This window comes from Rhizobium sp. P1_C7, assembly GCF_056406295.1.
The window spans coordinates 110,777-125,114 of the sequence record NZ_JBFUAL010000004.1 but is presented as its reverse complement, the minus strand read 5'-3'; the positions used below and the strand labels follow the sequence as shown (position 1 = coordinate 125,114).

Sequence of the window (14,338 nt, the reverse complement as noted above, 5' to 3'; positions counted from 1 at the left end):
CTATTCCGGCGTTTCGCAGACTGCGCTGAGCTTGTTGCCGTCCGGGTCGCGCACGTAGGCCGCATAGAAGCTCGCATGAAACGGCCGAAGCCCCGGCTCGCCCTCGTCGGTGCCGCCAGCGGCTATGGCCGCAGCATAGAAGGCATCGACGTCGGCTCTCGTTTTAGCCGCAAGCGCGACCATGGAGCCGTTGCCGTTCGTGGCCCTCCGGCGGTTGAACGGCGTGACGATCCAGAGCCGACAACGGGTGTCGCCATCGGCAGCATAACCGATTTCCTCCTCCGAATAGCGCTGTCGCCTATAGCCGAGCAACGGCAGCACGACATCGTAGAAACGCCGGGCCCGATCGATATCGTTTGTTCCGAGAGTCACGTAGAGCAGCATTATCAGCCGGGTCGTTCCAGTCCTGGGAGCTTCATAATCCACCCAGAACGCCCCAAAGATCAAGCTTCCGTTACATCGGCCTGCGCTTTGCGGCCCTTGAAGCCTTTCGCCAACAGGAACATCTCGACGGATTCCGCGCGCGATGATGCCGGCTTGACGTGCACCACCTGCTTGAAATGTTGCTTCAACATGGTCAAAAGGTCGCGCTCGGCGCCGCCCTGGAAGGTCTTGGCCAGGAAATGACCGCCTTCGCCGAGGACTTCTACTGCGAAATGGGCGGCGACTTCACAGAGATGCATGGTGCGCAGGTGATCGGTCCGGTGGTGGCCGGTGGTGGGGGCCGCCATGTCGGAGACGACCAGATCCGGGGTGCCGCCGACCGCTTCCAAGAGCTGGGCCGGCGCCGATGGATCAAGGAAGTCGAGCTGCAGGATCTTCACGCCCGGGATCTGGGCCATCTCGAGAAAGTCGATCGCCGCAACGCGGATATCGTCGTCGGTGGAACCCGTGACCTTGGCGGCGATCTGCGACCAGCTGCCCGGTGCCGCGCCAAGATCGATGATGCGGCGAGCGCCCTTCAGGATGCCATGCTTTTCGTCGATCTCCAGGAGCTTGAATGCCGCGCGGGCGCGGTAGCCTTCCAGCTGGGCGCGCTGCACGTAGGGATCGTTGATATGGCGCTGCAGCCACTGTCGCGACGACGCCTTCATCTTTTTGTTCTTGACGCGCTGGCCGAGCTTGCGGCCGGTGCGGTTGCCCGCAATCGTTGGCTTGGTCATGCTTGTCCCCTATTTGCCGCGCTGGCCGCGGCGGTTGCGGTTGCGCCGCCAGACGCCGTCGTCGGCCATCATGTCCGTCAGCAGGCCTTCCCTCAAGCCACGATCTGCAACACGCATGCGCGGGCTCGGCCAGCGGCGTCGGATCGCTTCCAGGATGGCGCAGCCGGCAAGAACGAGATCCGCCCGATCCGGCCCTATGCAGGGATTGGCGGCGCGGCTCGCGAAATCCCATGAGAGCAGTTTGGCCTGCATCGCCGTGACCTCGTCATCGGACAGCCAAATGCCGTCGACCTTGCGCCGATCGTAGCGCGGCAGATCGAGATGCACCCCGGCAAGGGTGGTGACCGTGCCCGAGGTGCCTATCAGGTGAAAGTCTCCCGATGGCCCAGCGTCGATCGCCGGGCAATCGAAACCGGAGAGCATGCCTGCAACCTCCAGCACCATGCCCTCGAATACGTCAGGCGTGACATCGCGACCGCCATGCCGCTCCGACAGGGTCACGACGCCGACCGGCAGCGACGTCCAGTGCGTAATGTGATTGGCCAGCCTGTTGAATCGGCTGTCGCCGATGCGAATGACTGCAATTTCGGAGGAACCGCCGCCGATATCGAACAGGACCACCGAGCGGGTTTCACGTCCGACCAGCGAGGCGCAGCCGGAAACGGCAAGGCGTGCCTCCGTCTCGCGATCAATGATCTCAAGCTCGAGGCCCGTTTCCGCCACTACCCGCTCAAGGAACTGCGCACCGTTGCTCGCCTGGCGGCAGGCTTCGGTCGCAATCAACCGCATGCGGCGAATTTCGCGGTTCTTCAGCTTGGACGCGCAGACGCGCAGTGCATCGACAGCACGGTCCATCGCGTCATCAGACAAGCGACCGCTTGCCGCCAGGCCCTCGCCCAACCGGACGATACGGGAAAACGCATCGACCACGCGAAACTGACCCGGCCGCGTCGGCTGCGCGATCAGAAGGCGGCAATTGTTGGTTCCCAGATCCAGCGCGGCATAGAGCTCATCAGGCCAGGGATGCGCAGCGGCTGGGCGCTGATCGCGCTCGGCCTGACGCGCCCGGTTGTCGTTTTCGCCAATCCGCCCATCGCTCGCAACGCTGCGAACGGCAGGCGCCGGCTGCTGCACTGTCGGACCGACGGGTTTTGACTGTGCGAGCGGCCGCCCCTGCAGGCCGCGCTTGCCACGGTGCTTGCGACGGTTGCGCTTGCTGGAAGCCGATTCGCCGTCATCGCGGGCGGCATCACCGGCCGAAACGACTTTCGCGCTGCTCTGCGGCTGCTTTGCGGCGGCCTCACCGGGCCGGCCGAAAGCCCGACGACGGCGCTTTCGCTTGCGCGCCGAACTTTCGGCGGCATTGTCCGCTGTATTGTCAAATGGGCGCGCAGCCTCGCCGACACTGCCGGAGGGGGCCTGCGAAGCGGGCTGGCTCGCATTGCGGGATTGCCCGCCACGCTTGCCTTTGCGGCGCCTGGATTTTTTTCCATCCTTGCGCCCTGCCGCCGACGCCCCGTCAGATTGCGGCTTTACGCCGCCTTCGGGGTCTTCCACGTTCGTTTTTCCATCGCGCCGCGCAAGTTCCCTGAAGGTATGCAGCTGGCGCTCATTCGATTTTGCGTTGCGGCAAGACTATCAGTGCAAGGCGAAATCGCCAAATTCTTTTTGTTTGTGCTCCCGAATCCCCTCAAGAAGCCCCTCAAAAGTACCGCGCGATTTTTTTCAAAACAGGTATTTGCAATCCGCGAGCTTTTGGTTATAAGCGCCGCACAGCAGCAAAGCCCTGAGCGGCGGCGCCTGTTGGGGAATAGTTCAATGGTAGAACGACGGACTCTGACTCCGTTAATCTTGGTTCGAGTCCAGGTTCCCCAGCCAAAACTTTCCTGACATTTCAATAGGTTGACGCGTTTCGCCAGTGTGCGGAATCACCCCACATTGCACCCCCACAAGGGCGCTTGTTATGTCGAAATACCTGCGGCGCGAAGCCGATTCTTTTGTCTTCCGAAGACGAATCCCGTCTGCCATCCAAAGCAAGTTGGGCCTCAAGGAAATATACCGATCTTTAAAAACGACCGTGCGAAGAACAGCCCAAGCGCGAGCAGCGCATCTGTTTATCGCAACCGAGAGGCTTTTCGAGATGTTAGGCGAGGACGAAGACACATTGTCCGATGAGGACATCAAAGCGGCTGTGAGACATTGGCTTGGCACCTCGTATACGTGGAAGAGCCGCTTGGACGGATATCTGAACAGCCTAACTCCAGGAACGCTGAGAGCTCATTACGAAACGCTTCCAGACACACTCATAGATATAGCGAAGGCGGAACACATCTCAGCGGAGACCAACTTGCTTGAGGAGGCTTGGTCGGCCCTGGAATATTCCGACTACGCTGGCTGGGGACACGGCGAAACGCTGACGAGAACCAAGACCCTGCTTCGCGCCGCCGTGAAGGAATACGTCGATCGAAGGATGCAGATTGTTTTTGACCCAGAGGCACTCCACAAAACGCCGATGTCGCATGTCCAGCACCAGGCAGCGTCACCGCCTGCGAATATGATGAAACTATCGTCGTTTATCAAAGCCTGGCAGGTCGATGTTCTGACAGGATATAACGGAGAAAAACGGCTAAGCTCGACGACAGCCGATCCATACCAAACAGATATTGAACTCTTTATTGGGCTGATGGGCGATCTGCCCGTCGGCAAAATCACTTACGATACTGGCGCAGATTTCCGGACGAAACTTCTCGCACTTCCGTCGACCCACGGCAAATCCCGAACAGGTTCACTGAAGCAAGAACTTGCATTGGCAAAGGCGAACAAGACAGCGCCTCGCATGACGATGAAAACCGCCAAAAGACACTTTTCAGGATTGAATTCGATATGGCGATGGCTGGTTTTTAAAAAGCATGTTCCGTCACAAGTATATCCCTTCCGCGGCCATTCATTTCCTGGAACGAAATCGAAGAAGTCGGCGCGGGACACTTGGTCAATCGAAGACATGGAGCTTCTGTTCTCTTCACCGGATTATCAAGAAGCAGACAAGCACAGTGCTTTGCACTGGCTCCCGCTAATTTCACTATATTCTGGCATGCGTCTTGAAGAGATTTGCCGACTTCGTCCAAATTACGATTTTGCCACCAGAGACGGCATTTATTGCTTCATCGTACAGGAACGCGAAGGCTGGGACCCGAAAACAGAAGCCGGCGCGCGCGTGATACCCGTTCACTCTTGGTTGTTGGGCCAAGGTTTGAAGACTTTTGTTCAAGAGATGAAAGCTCGCGATGCAGAACACCTATTTCCGGAATTGCTGCTTAAAGGAAAGAAGCTCAGTGCGGATTTCAGCCGCGACTTTTCCCGAATAAAGATTGCCTTGGGCGTGGGTAAGAAAACAGCATTTCACAGCTTTCGGCACACGTTCCGGACGGAGCTGGAATCGACCAGCCATAGGGAATCACACATTGATGCCGTGATGGGACATGAAGGCGTGAAAAGCGAAGGACGCGTTTACACCAAACGTGTGACGACGACGAAACTCAAGGATGTTGTAGAGGACTTCTTCCCCCAACTCGACATTGCACATTTGGTCTGTGAAACAGCACCCCAACCTCAGGGAGTGTTCAGAAAGCGCGCTGCAAAGCCCAAAATCGCAAAAAGAAAACTAACGCCCCCGACCTTCGATGAAAACGGCAAGTTGATGCGCCCGCGCCGAACATAACATAGAACTGGTTACAAACCTGATCCGGGAAGCGGAAGCAAAGCGCTACTGGGAGATGAGTGCCGCAGCCTATGAAAGCCGCGGCACAATTCTTTGGTCAGGCCGTGATCTGAAGTTCGCCAGCGAGCCTGATGATCTTCTCCACGACGCCCTCCTGCTTCCGCCACGCATGGACAAAGAGGCGCATGCCTTTTTCGTCTCTCTCGACACGGTCGCACCTCGGTGTGCCGGCATCGTCATATGTGCCCTCAACGAATTCATCACTGAAGACGAGCGCCGAAATCGTCATTACGAGATCGCGGTTAACCTCCACCTGCTGAGGCATCGGGACAATCGGCAGCGCCGCTTCCACTTCGGGAGACCCATCGACGCCCAGTTCCGATAGCGTCGGCCAGTATTTGTGGCATGTTGCCGAAGCGATGCGGTGCTGCTTCTTCAGGTACGACTTGGAGGGAAACGTCGCATGCTGCTCGTAGTAGTCCAGAATTGCGACATGCAGACGCAGCTTCGCGTCTTCCCCGCGGACACTACGGAAGTCGGCGTCCGCGTTGCCCGTCGACGGGTGCTGGCCAATCTGCGCACCATGCGAACTCTCGACGACCGTGAAAATGGCATCGGCTCCGAAATAGCCGCCCCTGTCGGCCTCCTGTTTATAGGAGACGTCGCGGATGTTGAGCGCGTTCCGCAGATGCTCTGGCTTGACGCCAAGAGCCGAGACCGCCCTGCTGAAACCGACGTTTAGGCGACGGATCGCATCAAGAATGGTGTCCGGGATGCGAGGTGCCTTCCTCACTCCTCGCCCTTTCGTTAGTTGGCGATCCTTGCGATATGCCGAGCAATCGCGCCAGAGATTGGCGATCTCGCGGTCCGGATCGCTGTTATCGCTACCGCCGACTTTCGTTGCCACCACGATAGCCGTCGCTGGAACAGACGAGGCATGATCAGCCGTAACCGAGATTTTGTTGAGATGTGCCGCCTCATCGGCGTGGTTTTGTGACGTATGGGACATCCAGAGCTCCTTTCGCTTCGCTTTCCCATGGGGACCACACCGTATTTTTTGGGTGTGGGAAGCTGGCCTACTGGCCTGTTCGGGAGCAAGAGAGCTGCTTTTATCCCGTGGTGGCGCTCTGGAAGATGGCCTTCTGATCCCCTCTAAATGCTCTCACACACTGGGGCTTGCCATCAACATCGCCGTCCTTTCATTTCTAAGATTCGCTGTCAACGCCAGACCTTGAACTTGGTTAAAAACGTGTGACGGCCCTCGGCGGCGGGCATTCCCATAGCATCGAGCATCACGTAGGTGTACGTGACGATGTTCGTCGCTACAGCGGCCTAGTTTACGGGAGCAAGGGAATGCGAGAAATCGACGGCATCAAAGAAGCGATGGCGGTGCTAAAGCGGCACTGGGAAGAGATCGAGGACGATTTCGATCGTCACAATCGGCACTTTCTCGAACTGGCATCCACTGATCACGAGGCCGTTGGTCGGGTGCTCCGGGCACACTCGTAATCGAGTATTTCATGAACGGTTTCCTGCCGTCGTATTTTGGTATTGAGGATTACGACGAGCTTCGGCTGTCATTTGCCCAAAAAGCGAAACTCCTGCCGTCCACCAAATCAGCGGCGGCGTTTGTGCGCTCCGGGATCATCCAGCTCAACTCCGTCCGGAACAAGTATGGTCACCGTCTGAACCACGCTGTCGAGTTCCACGAGATTGAAGCCATTCTCGAAGTCCTGTCGGTTGCAAGAAGTGGGGTGAATTTCGAGACGCCAATAGAAGCCATCGAAGCCTTCGCGCCTGTCGCCTTCGCCTTTCTATCTGTCCCGCCGGCTCATCTGCAGAAAGCGTTCATGGAAGCCTTCAGCCATGTTCAATCCTACTCGCCAGAGTAGGCCATACCAGCGCACAACACTCCTGGCTCTGTTCGAGGATCGCGAATGATTTCGGCATTCTTCCGCCACTTCTCCACGGCTCGGCGGAGCCGACGTTTCTGCTCCTGCCGTGGCTGCGTCTCGATCCTTGGGAAGACTGATTGCCACGGCGTTTGATCAACGGCGGGATTTACTCTCTTGGGATTAGTTGCATACCACCACACCTGAAACACCTGTGCTTCGACTGGCAATCGCTTCGTCAACAGCAGGTAATCCAGCCAGCCCATGAAAAGCACGCTGTCGTTCGCCCTGTCCGAAAAGTCGGCCATCAGCTCCTCGTCGTCACGAGCGGTCTTTCCGTCCTGCTGATAAAAGTGCTTGATAGCATTCCAATACTGGTTCCTGAGACGCTTAATCTTCTTGTAGTCGATGTCTGGCATCGACTTCAGGATATGGGTTGATAGCGTTGTGATGTCTGCCTGCTCGGCCAATCCTTCGATAATTTCACTGCCTCCGCACGCCAACGCATGAATGGCGATAGGGTCTCGATCTCGTATGAAGATATCGAGGGCTGTCCCGAGCTGAGCCCTTGCGATGCCGATCTTGATGCTCAAAGTTGTCTTCCCTGTCAGGCTGCGAGCGCACGATAGACGGTGGCCCGATGGACGCCGAGCAAGCGGGCAATAGCGGCAACGGGCTTTCCTTCTCGCTCGATCAATTCCCGAGCATGGGCAACCTGTTCCGGAGGAGCGACAAGGGGGGCCCGAACCGAACGCCTCGTGCCTTCGCTGCTGCGCGGCCAGTACTGGTCCGCTCAAGGATCAGGCTCCGTTCGAAGTCCGCAATTCCTTCGAAGACCGTCAGGATCATTTTGCCCGCAGGGCTGGTTGTGTCGGCCCATGGTTCGGCCAGTGATCGGAGGCCGGCTCCTGCGTCCTTCATCCGTTCAGTGATGTCGAGGAGATCGCTCGTCGATCGTGCGAGGCGATCGAGGCGCGTCACCACGATGACATCGCCGGGTCGAAGGTGATCAAGCATCTTGTCGAGTTCCGGGCGGTCCTTCTTCGCGCCAGAAACCTTCTCCTCGAACAGGCGGTTGCAGTCAGCGGCGGTCAAAGCCGACCTCTGTTGAGCGAGGTCTTGGCCCTGAGTTGAGACGCGAGCGTATCCGATGTTCATAACGGTTCCCTTTGTCGCAAATCATGTCGCGTAGATTCTACTACTTGCGACAGACTTATGCGACGCGCCGGCGGCCGGACTTCCAAAAGGAGGTGATTTGTTGCACGACTTAGGAGTTAAGCGACTGGTCCGACAGTGACGCAGCACAATCAGCCGCTCTTTTCCACCCAATTACAAATCGATTCCCGCCAAGCCGAAGAATCATCACTATCATGCGATCAGTTGGAGCTGAAGTCGATCGACCCTGAAAGCAAACAGGTCACTCGGCGAAATTCTACAAGAGTTATCGCATATTGCGACATCTTTGACGCAGCGGAGTTGCGCGACAAGTCACAACGGTCATCACTGCATCGACACGACCTTTCGTATCTCAGCCGCCACGTTCGGACCAAACTGCGCGTCGTAGCGGCGGCTCTCGTTGAGATCAACCATGACCGAGGCCATGTTCGGCCATTTCAATCGCCGGCCTCCGCCAGCTGCGCGTAGGCCCTTGCCGTCCACCAGGTCAATCAGTTTATCTTGCGCTTCAGGTGACAAAGAGAGCGCATCCGCAGTGTACAAGAATTGCAGGCCCGTCAGCTTGCCAATACCGTCAATGTCCCTATCAGGCTCGAATTCCGGCAGAACCTCGGGAACACCTTGAAGGAGGTCAAGATTTAACACTTCGAATTCGCTCCACAGGCCGGTTCCGATCGTATCTGTTACATCAGTAATCCATGGACTGGCCTGGTTGTGAAAAGACAGTATCAGCTCCCGCTTCGCCCGCGTCATCGCCACGTACAATTTGCACGAAGCACGATATGTTTCCTCTTCAGGGACGTCGTGCGCGGGTAGGACACCATGTCTGCAATTCAGAATAATCAGGACATCGAACTCGTAACCCTTGGTCTGTTCGAGATCACAAAACACGAGGGAGTCCGCACTGGGATCGTACCCACCATCCAACGCAGTGACACCACATTTGTCTGCGAAAGATGTCACGTCTCGTCCCGAGAAACCCGCGAAGGCTACGCAGACGGTTTTTGCGCCGGCCTGCAACGCAGATGTCGCGTATGTCCGCGCGTAAGCAATTTCTTCCTCCAGGGTAGAAGCTGCCAGCGCCATTGGCACCGAGCCGCTAAAGTTCGCAAACTTGGGGTCCAATATTTCCAGATCATCGCTATCGAACATGTCGTCGTGCAAATTATTGCTCAATACCTCGTACGCAGCCTTCAAAATCTCACGACTGTTCCTGTAGTTTTTCTGGATACGCTCCCGTGACACATTTCCGAAACCTGCGTCTGACAAGGAGCGGTGCTTCGGAAGGATAGTCTGAGCAATGTCGCCACACAGGAATACGTCGTTCGGTCCGACAGGGACGAGTTTGCGAACGACCCTCAGTTCAGTGGTGCCAAAGTCCTGAGCCTCGTCTACTAATATGTTCGTGTAGACAGGGTTGATTGCATCGATGTGCCGCGTGAGAGCCGATGTCAGGCCGAGGTAATCAATGACTCCAACGTCGGTCATTTTTTTCTCCCACCCATCCAGCCCCTTCAGAATATCCAAACGACGTTCTGCCGCGATGGGAAACTTCCGTCCTTTGCGCTCGATATCAAGATAAGGGGACCTCGCATTCGACGGAATAGCACTGCGAATCCAGTCAAACTCCTCTCGAAGATACGTTTCTCCGCTAACACTACGTGTCGTCATGGATTTGTGAAGCGGTAGCAGCACCTTCGCTGAGTCGTTGTTCAACCATTGGCGATAATACTCGCGAAATACGAGGTCTACGTGCTCTCCGGATTTCCAAGTCACATCCACATAGTGTCGGTTGTTATGCGGTTCAAAATCCTGCAACAGACGCTGGGCGAGTTGGAAAAATGAAGTGACCTCTATCCTGTCCCGTACCGCTTTATTGGTACATGCCGCCTCAACTAGCTGGCTTAGTAGACCAGCGAGGCTTCGATTCAGGGTGAGTACAAGTACCTTGGAGCCGTCGTGTTCCGCTAGCCGAAGTGCGCGTCTGACAGCAACGCAGGTTTTACCCGCCCCTGATACACCGGATAGCTGTGAGGCACCTGCATAATCGGCATTGACGACTTTCTCCTGCTCCGGGTGTAGGTACAAAAACCATTCCTGCCAGCTGGAACGTTTTTCGAACGCACCAAGCCAACTTTCATATTCAGCAGACCCGAGGCGTAGGCGGCGTATATCTTCACCATCCTCCACTTCAAGCATTTCGACGTCACTGACATCCTCGAGCAGCCCGATACGACCCATACTAAGGTCGACGTGCGCCTGCGCACCGTCGTAGTTTCCTGCTAGAAGCAAGTTGAATACTGAATGTATCAACTCTGTTTTCTCAACTGGTATGTCTGGCAGAAGTGCTTCGAGTTCATAGGTTGTGGAGCGCGCATCCAAAGCTTCCAGCTTTCTGGCAATACTACGGCTGAGCCCGTCCAGAACATGATCCATAGCTTCGGTATCGAGCCGCTCGACAAGCGGCTTGTCGTGGTGTTCAGCGCGAATCTGGTTCGCGTGAATAACGTCTCCACCAAGGCCAGGCACGAGAACAGCTCGAAGGTCCTTGACCGCCGGCTTCATTCCCTTTTGATTATTTAGCCATCTGTCGACATCTTCGTGGTCGCCTACAAAAAGGAACAGGCATGTTTTTTCGGTCTGTTGAGTAACAAGACGCCATCCATCGCCTAGATCATACTTTACAGCGTTTTCAATACGGGTTTCGCCATGATTGGTAACAGGAAGGCCCAAGAAGGGATTTGCCTCGCGCAGACTACCTAGAACAGCTCTGACTTTAAGAGCCTTTTTTTGCGGTTGGCCGCCGCTAAGGAAAGTTCGGCTAAGTGACTCGTCAAATCTCTTCGTCGTGAAATAGGTAATATTTCCAGGAATGCCTATTCCATTGGCAATGTTTGATGCAATATTCACGAGTCCTCCCACCCAAGATGAATGCTTCAATACGGTCTTGAACAAAGTCCACTGGCGACAAGAAATATTCTTTTCAACCTTAGCCAATCCTCTCAGAAAAGGGGATTCGCTTGAAAACTTTGTTGCGTTATTCAGCGGCGGCCGCCAGCGTCGGCGTTGGGGTTGCCGTCAAGGCCTTCTTCCATTTCCCGAACTCTTTGGGAAGAATGGCTATAAACTGATCCGGCGACATAACCTCGGGGTCGAAAGTCAGATCAAGCTGGCGTACAACTTTTCCGAATCGAAGAGCGGCACCTGGTCCAGCTCCGGCTACACCCTTTCTTGGTCTTTGGCTCAAGGGGTCGAGATAGAGCTTGTTTGCAGCACGTATAATCGGCTTGCTGCCCAGAACACGTTGCCGGCCTCCAAATTGTTCAAGGATTTCGCCGTGAACGCTCAAGGGATGAGAGACTTCCCGGGGTCGGATGAGCATGAACTTCGCGTCATCACCGTGATCGCGAACAAGCTGCCACGGTGTCCTGACGAGGTGGCGATAGTAGGTCTGGAAGTTGCCCGTCAGGACATATCGATACTGCTTGTCAAGTTTCCTGACTCCTGCTGTATTTGGTGGGCAAAGGAGATCGAACCACAAAAGTGCCAAGGATGACCAAAGATTTACGTCGCCAGAAATTGTCCGACCATTGAGGCTCTTGAGCAATTCAACGAGATACCATCCAAAATCCAAGCGGTCGCTGAAATTGGTTCGCTTAGGCGGGACCACGATCAGAATTTTGTCAGAAGTCTCTGGGCCGTCTAGCAAAGCCACTGGCGCAGCGCCTGTCGCTCCATCGTCGAGCCACTGCTGAAACGCGGACAAGCCTTGGTCATTGAGCCTCCGAAGTTCCCAACTCATGCTATACCTCCCCTGCTTTCGCCCTTACTTTCTCCAGGAAAGTTGCACGCGATGAAAAAACCTTAACCGCCTCATCAATCCACTCCGCGCGCTCGTCCTTATCGAGTTCGAACGGACTATCCTCGATACCAAGTTCTTCCTCGCAGAACTTCAACCAGTCCCTCTTCCAATCTGTCTCGTCGTCCTCATCTGGCGGAGTTAGCAAAACGAGTTTTTCGAGAACAATGCGAAAGGCCGCCGGCATTAGCAATCCTCGGACGAGCGGATCGTTGATGATTCTGTCCTCTATTCCGGTTGCCCTGTAATTGAGGACCAAGGCGGGCGGCTCGTTTTCGTCTACTGAGACCCGCCATAACTCCGAGCCCAGATCGTGATAACGAATGGTCAGCAAGCTTCGGCGGCCGTCCCCGTCATCCTTGCTCTTTGGTCGGACGTGCGACGCCAAGGCAGCAAGGAGACCAACAACTCCGTGCGTGTCTACGACCTTCACCCGAAACTGAACATTACCGCCTACATCGATATCGTCGATTATCATCAGCGGTGGGACCGAAAGGTTGCCTACGGTCCCGCATCCGAAGCGCATCAGCGACGAACCGCGATAAGCTTCGATCGCAACCTCAGCGGTCTCGGGGAAACCGAGTCCATCAAGCTTCAGTTCTGCCGTCGCACGTGGGGCCGCGCCTGGCGGGGTATCTAGCAGGCGGATATCAATCGCCTCGTGACTTATTCGCTTGCGGTTGGTGAAGTTGATACGTCGTTTTGTTGTGGCCATTACGCAGCCCTCGCATCGACAACAATGTCGCGGTTGGCATCGAAGCCAAGCCCACTTATGACGAAATCAGGCCCAGTAACGGAAGCCACAAGACTACATGGGCCTTGCGCGACCCAGGTCGCACCCTTCGCATTTATTGCAATGTCACTTTTGGTGAGATCGAAATCGTATTTGCTATGCGCAGTAAACGGATTGCCGACCATTGTATCGTAGGCGACCCTGATTTTGATCTTTTTGGGAAAATTCCATTTTGCGGCACCAGGGCCGGCGATGATCTCAAATCCGCCCGAACAGGGTTTAATCGCAATCGCCTTCTCCCGCGGCACCACATTAACGACAGGCTTGTTAGTACGTTTTCTTGGCCCTGTTGAAGCCCTTGATGCATCGACAAGCGAAAACAGATCAATCAGCGCGTTCTGATCCTCGCGCGCGACCTGCTCTGCAATAAGCGCATGCAGCTCCCTAAGAGAGTAGCGTATTTGCTTTACGACCCCGGTCGAATGCCACCTGTCCGCAAGCTTTTCGGCACTCGCAATCCAGTTAGTGTGCGCTGGATTTTCTGCATCCCCGAGGAACTCGGCGACACCTTTATCTGCAGCGACCATTGCGCCATATGCGTGGATGCCACTAAAATAGCGAACTTCTCCTGGCACCGTGATTGAGCCCCGCGCGAACAGGGCGAACGGCTTCTGCCCCTCTGGAACGGCCTGCAGAAAAAGGTCGATGTAGCTCGAAACATCGGCGGCATTCCGGGGCCTCAGACGCACCGGCACCCTAACCTGGACAAGCTTTCCATCACGGTACGCCGCTTTCATCGCTTCCAGCTGGTTTGCCTGAAACATCTTTTCGGAAACGCCCCCTACTTCGAGGGACGTCGAGGCAGTTGTTGCCGGCACCCCCGCCAATTGCTTGCTAACCGCCTCGACGAAGGAAAGGGCGATTGAATGGCCCTGATGACTTTTCTCGTTCTCCGCGGCAACTTTGTGAAAATTCTTCTTATCAATCAGGATCGCGCCAACCTCTATCGTCAGTTTGCCGGCGAGGATCGGAAAGTAGTAGTTTCGGAGCACCGCCTCGATGAGGGTGGCCTCTGTGATGTTGGATTTCACGTACGGGATGACGATCGACAACCCAGGCTCGAGCTGGCGCTTAACACCCGTGAGCTTTCGAAAAGCGTCAATTTCCAATGCATCCGAAACTGGAAGTTGGATACCACCTGCCCCCCGGTGCTCGAACCAAAAGCCATGGGCAGGATGGCGACTTCCTGAACTCTCGTGATTGAGAAGAACCGCTTGCCCCATCAGCAGTGGTGCCGTGTCTCCTGCTCGGGCAGTCATCCCGAAGAAACTTCGCAACTCGGAACATGATGAATACACGAGCTTGCCTAAACCCCAGCGCCCTCCCGAAGCACCGCCCTTTCCAGAGCGGCCGTGCCTGCGCCAGAAGTTCCTGAAGTTGTCGTTGTCGAGCTTGCCAGTCTCTCCGGTTAGCCCTTTCGTACCAAAGTCCTCAATTAGGAGAATTCTCGCAGCGTCGGACGACAACGGCTCCAGCCTGACCCCACATACTTGGAGATGCGGACGGAGGCTATCAAAGCGCCCACGAAGGTCCGCACTTGCGTTCGTATCAAGCCGATGGACCGAAAAGGAAACCTTCACTGGCGCTGATCCAGAGGCTGCATCAGTTGAGTTTTGGATTACTTCTCTAACCAGAGCCTCAGCCAAGCCGACCTCATCGTTATTGAACTGATCGCGTTGCGTTGGGTCCTGCTCGACAAGCGTTGCCGGAACTTCTTCGAACTGCCACTTCCCCATA

14 protein-coding genes and 1 tRNA gene are annotated in these 14,338 nt (G+C 55.9%); 4 read left to right on the top strand and 11 right to left on the bottom strand.

The genetic code is table 11. The annotated features are described in order from the left end of the window. The 3 genes from AC1D2R_RS07435 to AC1D2R_RS07425 are packed head-to-tail and all read right to left on the bottom strand — an operon-like array spanning nucleotide 1 to nucleotide 2,720. Nucleotides 1-384: a VOC family protein gene (locus AC1D2R_RS07435; protein WP_477966303.1), complete on the bottom strand. Its 384-nt coding sequence runs from the start codon at nucleotides 382-384 to the stop codon at nucleotides 1-3. Nucleotides 385-443: 59 nt separating this feature from the next. After that, nucleotides 444-1,163 carry an RlmE family RNA methyltransferase gene (locus AC1D2R_RS07430; RefSeq protein WP_477966301.1) on the bottom strand — a complete coding sequence of 240 codons (720 nt, stop codon included), beginning with the start codon at nucleotides 1,161-1,163 and terminating at the stop codon, nucleotides 444-446. Nucleotides 1,164-1,172: 9 nt separating this feature from the next. Beyond that, the gene (locus AC1D2R_RS07425; RefSeq protein WP_477966299.1) at nucleotides 1,173-2,720 is read right to left on the bottom strand and encodes a Ppx/GppA phosphatase family protein; all 1,548 of its coding nucleotides are present in this window, start codon (nucleotides 2,718-2,720) and stop codon (nucleotides 1,173-1,175) included. Nucleotides 2,721-2,967: 247 nt separating this feature from the next. On the opposite strand from AC1D2R_RS07425, the gene AC1D2R_RS07420 reads away from it, so the two are divergent. Together AC1D2R_RS07420 and AC1D2R_RS07415 are read left to right on the top strand one after the other, a co-directional pair. Next, nucleotides 2,968-3,041: transfer RNA gene (locus AC1D2R_RS07420), tRNA-Gln, on the top strand. Between the two features lie 85 nt (nucleotides 3,042-3,126). Beyond that, a complete protein-coding gene (locus tag AC1D2R_RS07415) occupies nucleotides 3,127-4,881 on the top strand; it encodes a DUF6538 domain-containing protein (protein ID WP_477966297.1) in 1,755 nt (584 codons plus the stop codon). A 97-nt stretch (nucleotides 4,882-4,978) separates the two neighbouring features. Here AC1D2R_RS07415 and AC1D2R_RS07410 read toward each other — a convergent pair whose 3' ends face one another. After that, a complete protein-coding gene (locus AC1D2R_RS07410) occupies nucleotides 4,979-5,890 on the bottom strand; it encodes a hypothetical protein (protein ID WP_477966295.1) in 912 nt (303 codons plus the stop codon). A 344-nt stretch (nucleotides 5,891-6,234) separates the two neighbouring features. Here AC1D2R_RS07410 and AC1D2R_RS07405 point away from each other — a divergent pair, with 344 nt between their 5' ends. Beyond that, a complete protein-coding gene (locus tag AC1D2R_RS07405) occupies nucleotides 6,235-6,390 on the top strand; it encodes a hypothetical protein (protein WP_477966293.1) in 156 nt (51 codons plus the stop codon). Between the two features lie 11 nt (nucleotides 6,391-6,401). Next, nucleotides 6,402-6,773, top strand: coding sequence for a hypothetical protein (locus tag AC1D2R_RS07400; protein WP_477966291.1), 372 nt, complete (start codon nucleotides 6,402-6,404; stop codon nucleotides 6,771-6,773). Here AC1D2R_RS07400 and AC1D2R_RS07395 read toward each other — a convergent pair. The 7 genes from AC1D2R_RS07395 to AC1D2R_RS07365 form a co-directional block, all read right to left on the bottom strand. Then, nucleotides 6,758-7,366 carry a hypothetical protein gene (locus AC1D2R_RS07395; protein ID WP_477966289.1) on the bottom strand — a complete coding sequence of 203 codons (609 nt, stop codon included), beginning with the start codon at nucleotides 7,364-7,366 and terminating at the stop codon, nucleotides 6,758-6,760. The genes AC1D2R_RS07400 and AC1D2R_RS07395 overlap by 16 nt on opposite strands. A gap of 14 nt (nucleotides 7,367-7,380) precedes the next feature. Next, a complete protein-coding gene (locus tag AC1D2R_RS07390) occupies nucleotides 7,381-7,470 on the bottom strand; it encodes a helix-turn-helix domain-containing protein (protein WP_477966287.1) in 90 nt (29 codons plus the stop codon). Beyond that, the gene (locus tag AC1D2R_RS07385) at nucleotides 7,467-7,868 is read right to left on the bottom strand and encodes a recombinase family protein (RefSeq protein WP_477966285.1); all 402 of its coding nucleotides are present in this window, start codon (nucleotides 7,866-7,868) and stop codon (nucleotides 7,467-7,469) included. Before AC1D2R_RS07385 ends, AC1D2R_RS07390 begins: the two co-directional genes overlap by 4 nt. 405 nt (nucleotides 7,869-8,273) lie before the next feature. Further along, entirely contained in the window at nucleotides 8,274-10,859 is a 2,586-nt protein-coding gene (locus tag AC1D2R_RS07380) for a 3'-5' exonuclease (RefSeq protein ID WP_477966283.1), read from the bottom strand. A 127-nt stretch (nucleotides 10,860-10,986) separates the two neighbouring features. Next, nucleotides 10,987-11,751, bottom strand: coding sequence for a hypothetical protein (locus tag AC1D2R_RS07375; protein WP_477966281.1), 765 nt, complete (start codon nucleotides 11,749-11,751; stop codon nucleotides 10,987-10,989). 1 nt (nucleotide 11,752) lies between these two features. Next, a complete protein-coding gene (locus AC1D2R_RS07370; protein ID WP_477966279.1) occupies nucleotides 11,753-12,523 on the bottom strand; it encodes a hypothetical protein in 771 nt (256 codons plus the stop codon). Beyond that, nucleotides 12,523-14,337, bottom strand: coding sequence for a hypothetical protein (locus AC1D2R_RS07365; protein ID WP_477966277.1), 1,815 nt, complete (start codon nucleotides 14,335-14,337; stop codon nucleotides 12,523-12,525). Before AC1D2R_RS07365 ends, AC1D2R_RS07370 begins: the two co-directional genes overlap by 1 nt. Between the last annotated feature and the right edge of the window lies 1 nt (nucleotide 14,338).

What these genes read in the sequence shown, in the direction of transcription:
- AC1D2R_RS07435 (WP_477966303.1), bottom strand. Translation starts at nt 384, where the DNA reads ATGCTGCTCTACGTGACTCTCGGAACAAACGATATCGATCGGGCCCGG.
- AC1D2R_RS07430 (WP_477966301.1), bottom strand. Translation starts at nt 1,163, where the DNA reads ATGACCAAGCCAACGATTGCGGGCAACCGCACCGGCCGCAAGCTCGGC.
- AC1D2R_RS07415 (WP_477966297.1), top strand. Translation starts at nt 3,127, where the DNA reads ATGTCGAAATACCTGCGGCGCGAAGCCGATTCTTTTGTCTTCCGAAGA.
- AC1D2R_RS07410 (WP_477966295.1), bottom strand. Translation starts at nt 5,890, where the DNA reads ATGTCCCATACGTCACAAAACCACGCCGATGAGGCGGCACATCTCAAC.
- AC1D2R_RS07405 (WP_477966293.1), top strand. Translation starts at nt 6,235, where the DNA reads ATGCGAGAAATCGACGGCATCAAAGAAGCGATGGCGGTGCTAAAGCGG.
- AC1D2R_RS07400 (WP_477966291.1), top strand. Translation starts at nt 6,402, where the DNA reads ATGAACGGTTTCCTGCCGTCGTATTTTGGTATTGAGGATTACGACGAG.
- AC1D2R_RS07375 (WP_477966281.1), bottom strand. Translation starts at nt 11,751, where the DNA reads ATGAGTTGGGAACTTCGGAGGCTCAATGACCAAGGCTTGTCCGCGTTT.
- AC1D2R_RS07370 (WP_477966279.1), bottom strand. Translation starts at nt 12,523, where the DNA reads ATGGCCACAACAAAACGACGTATCAACTTCACCAACCGCAAGCGAATA.
- AC1D2R_RS07365 (WP_477966277.1), bottom strand. Translation starts at nt 14,337, where the DNA reads ATGGGGAAGTGGCAGTTCGAAGAAGTTCCGGCAACGCTTGTCGAGCAG.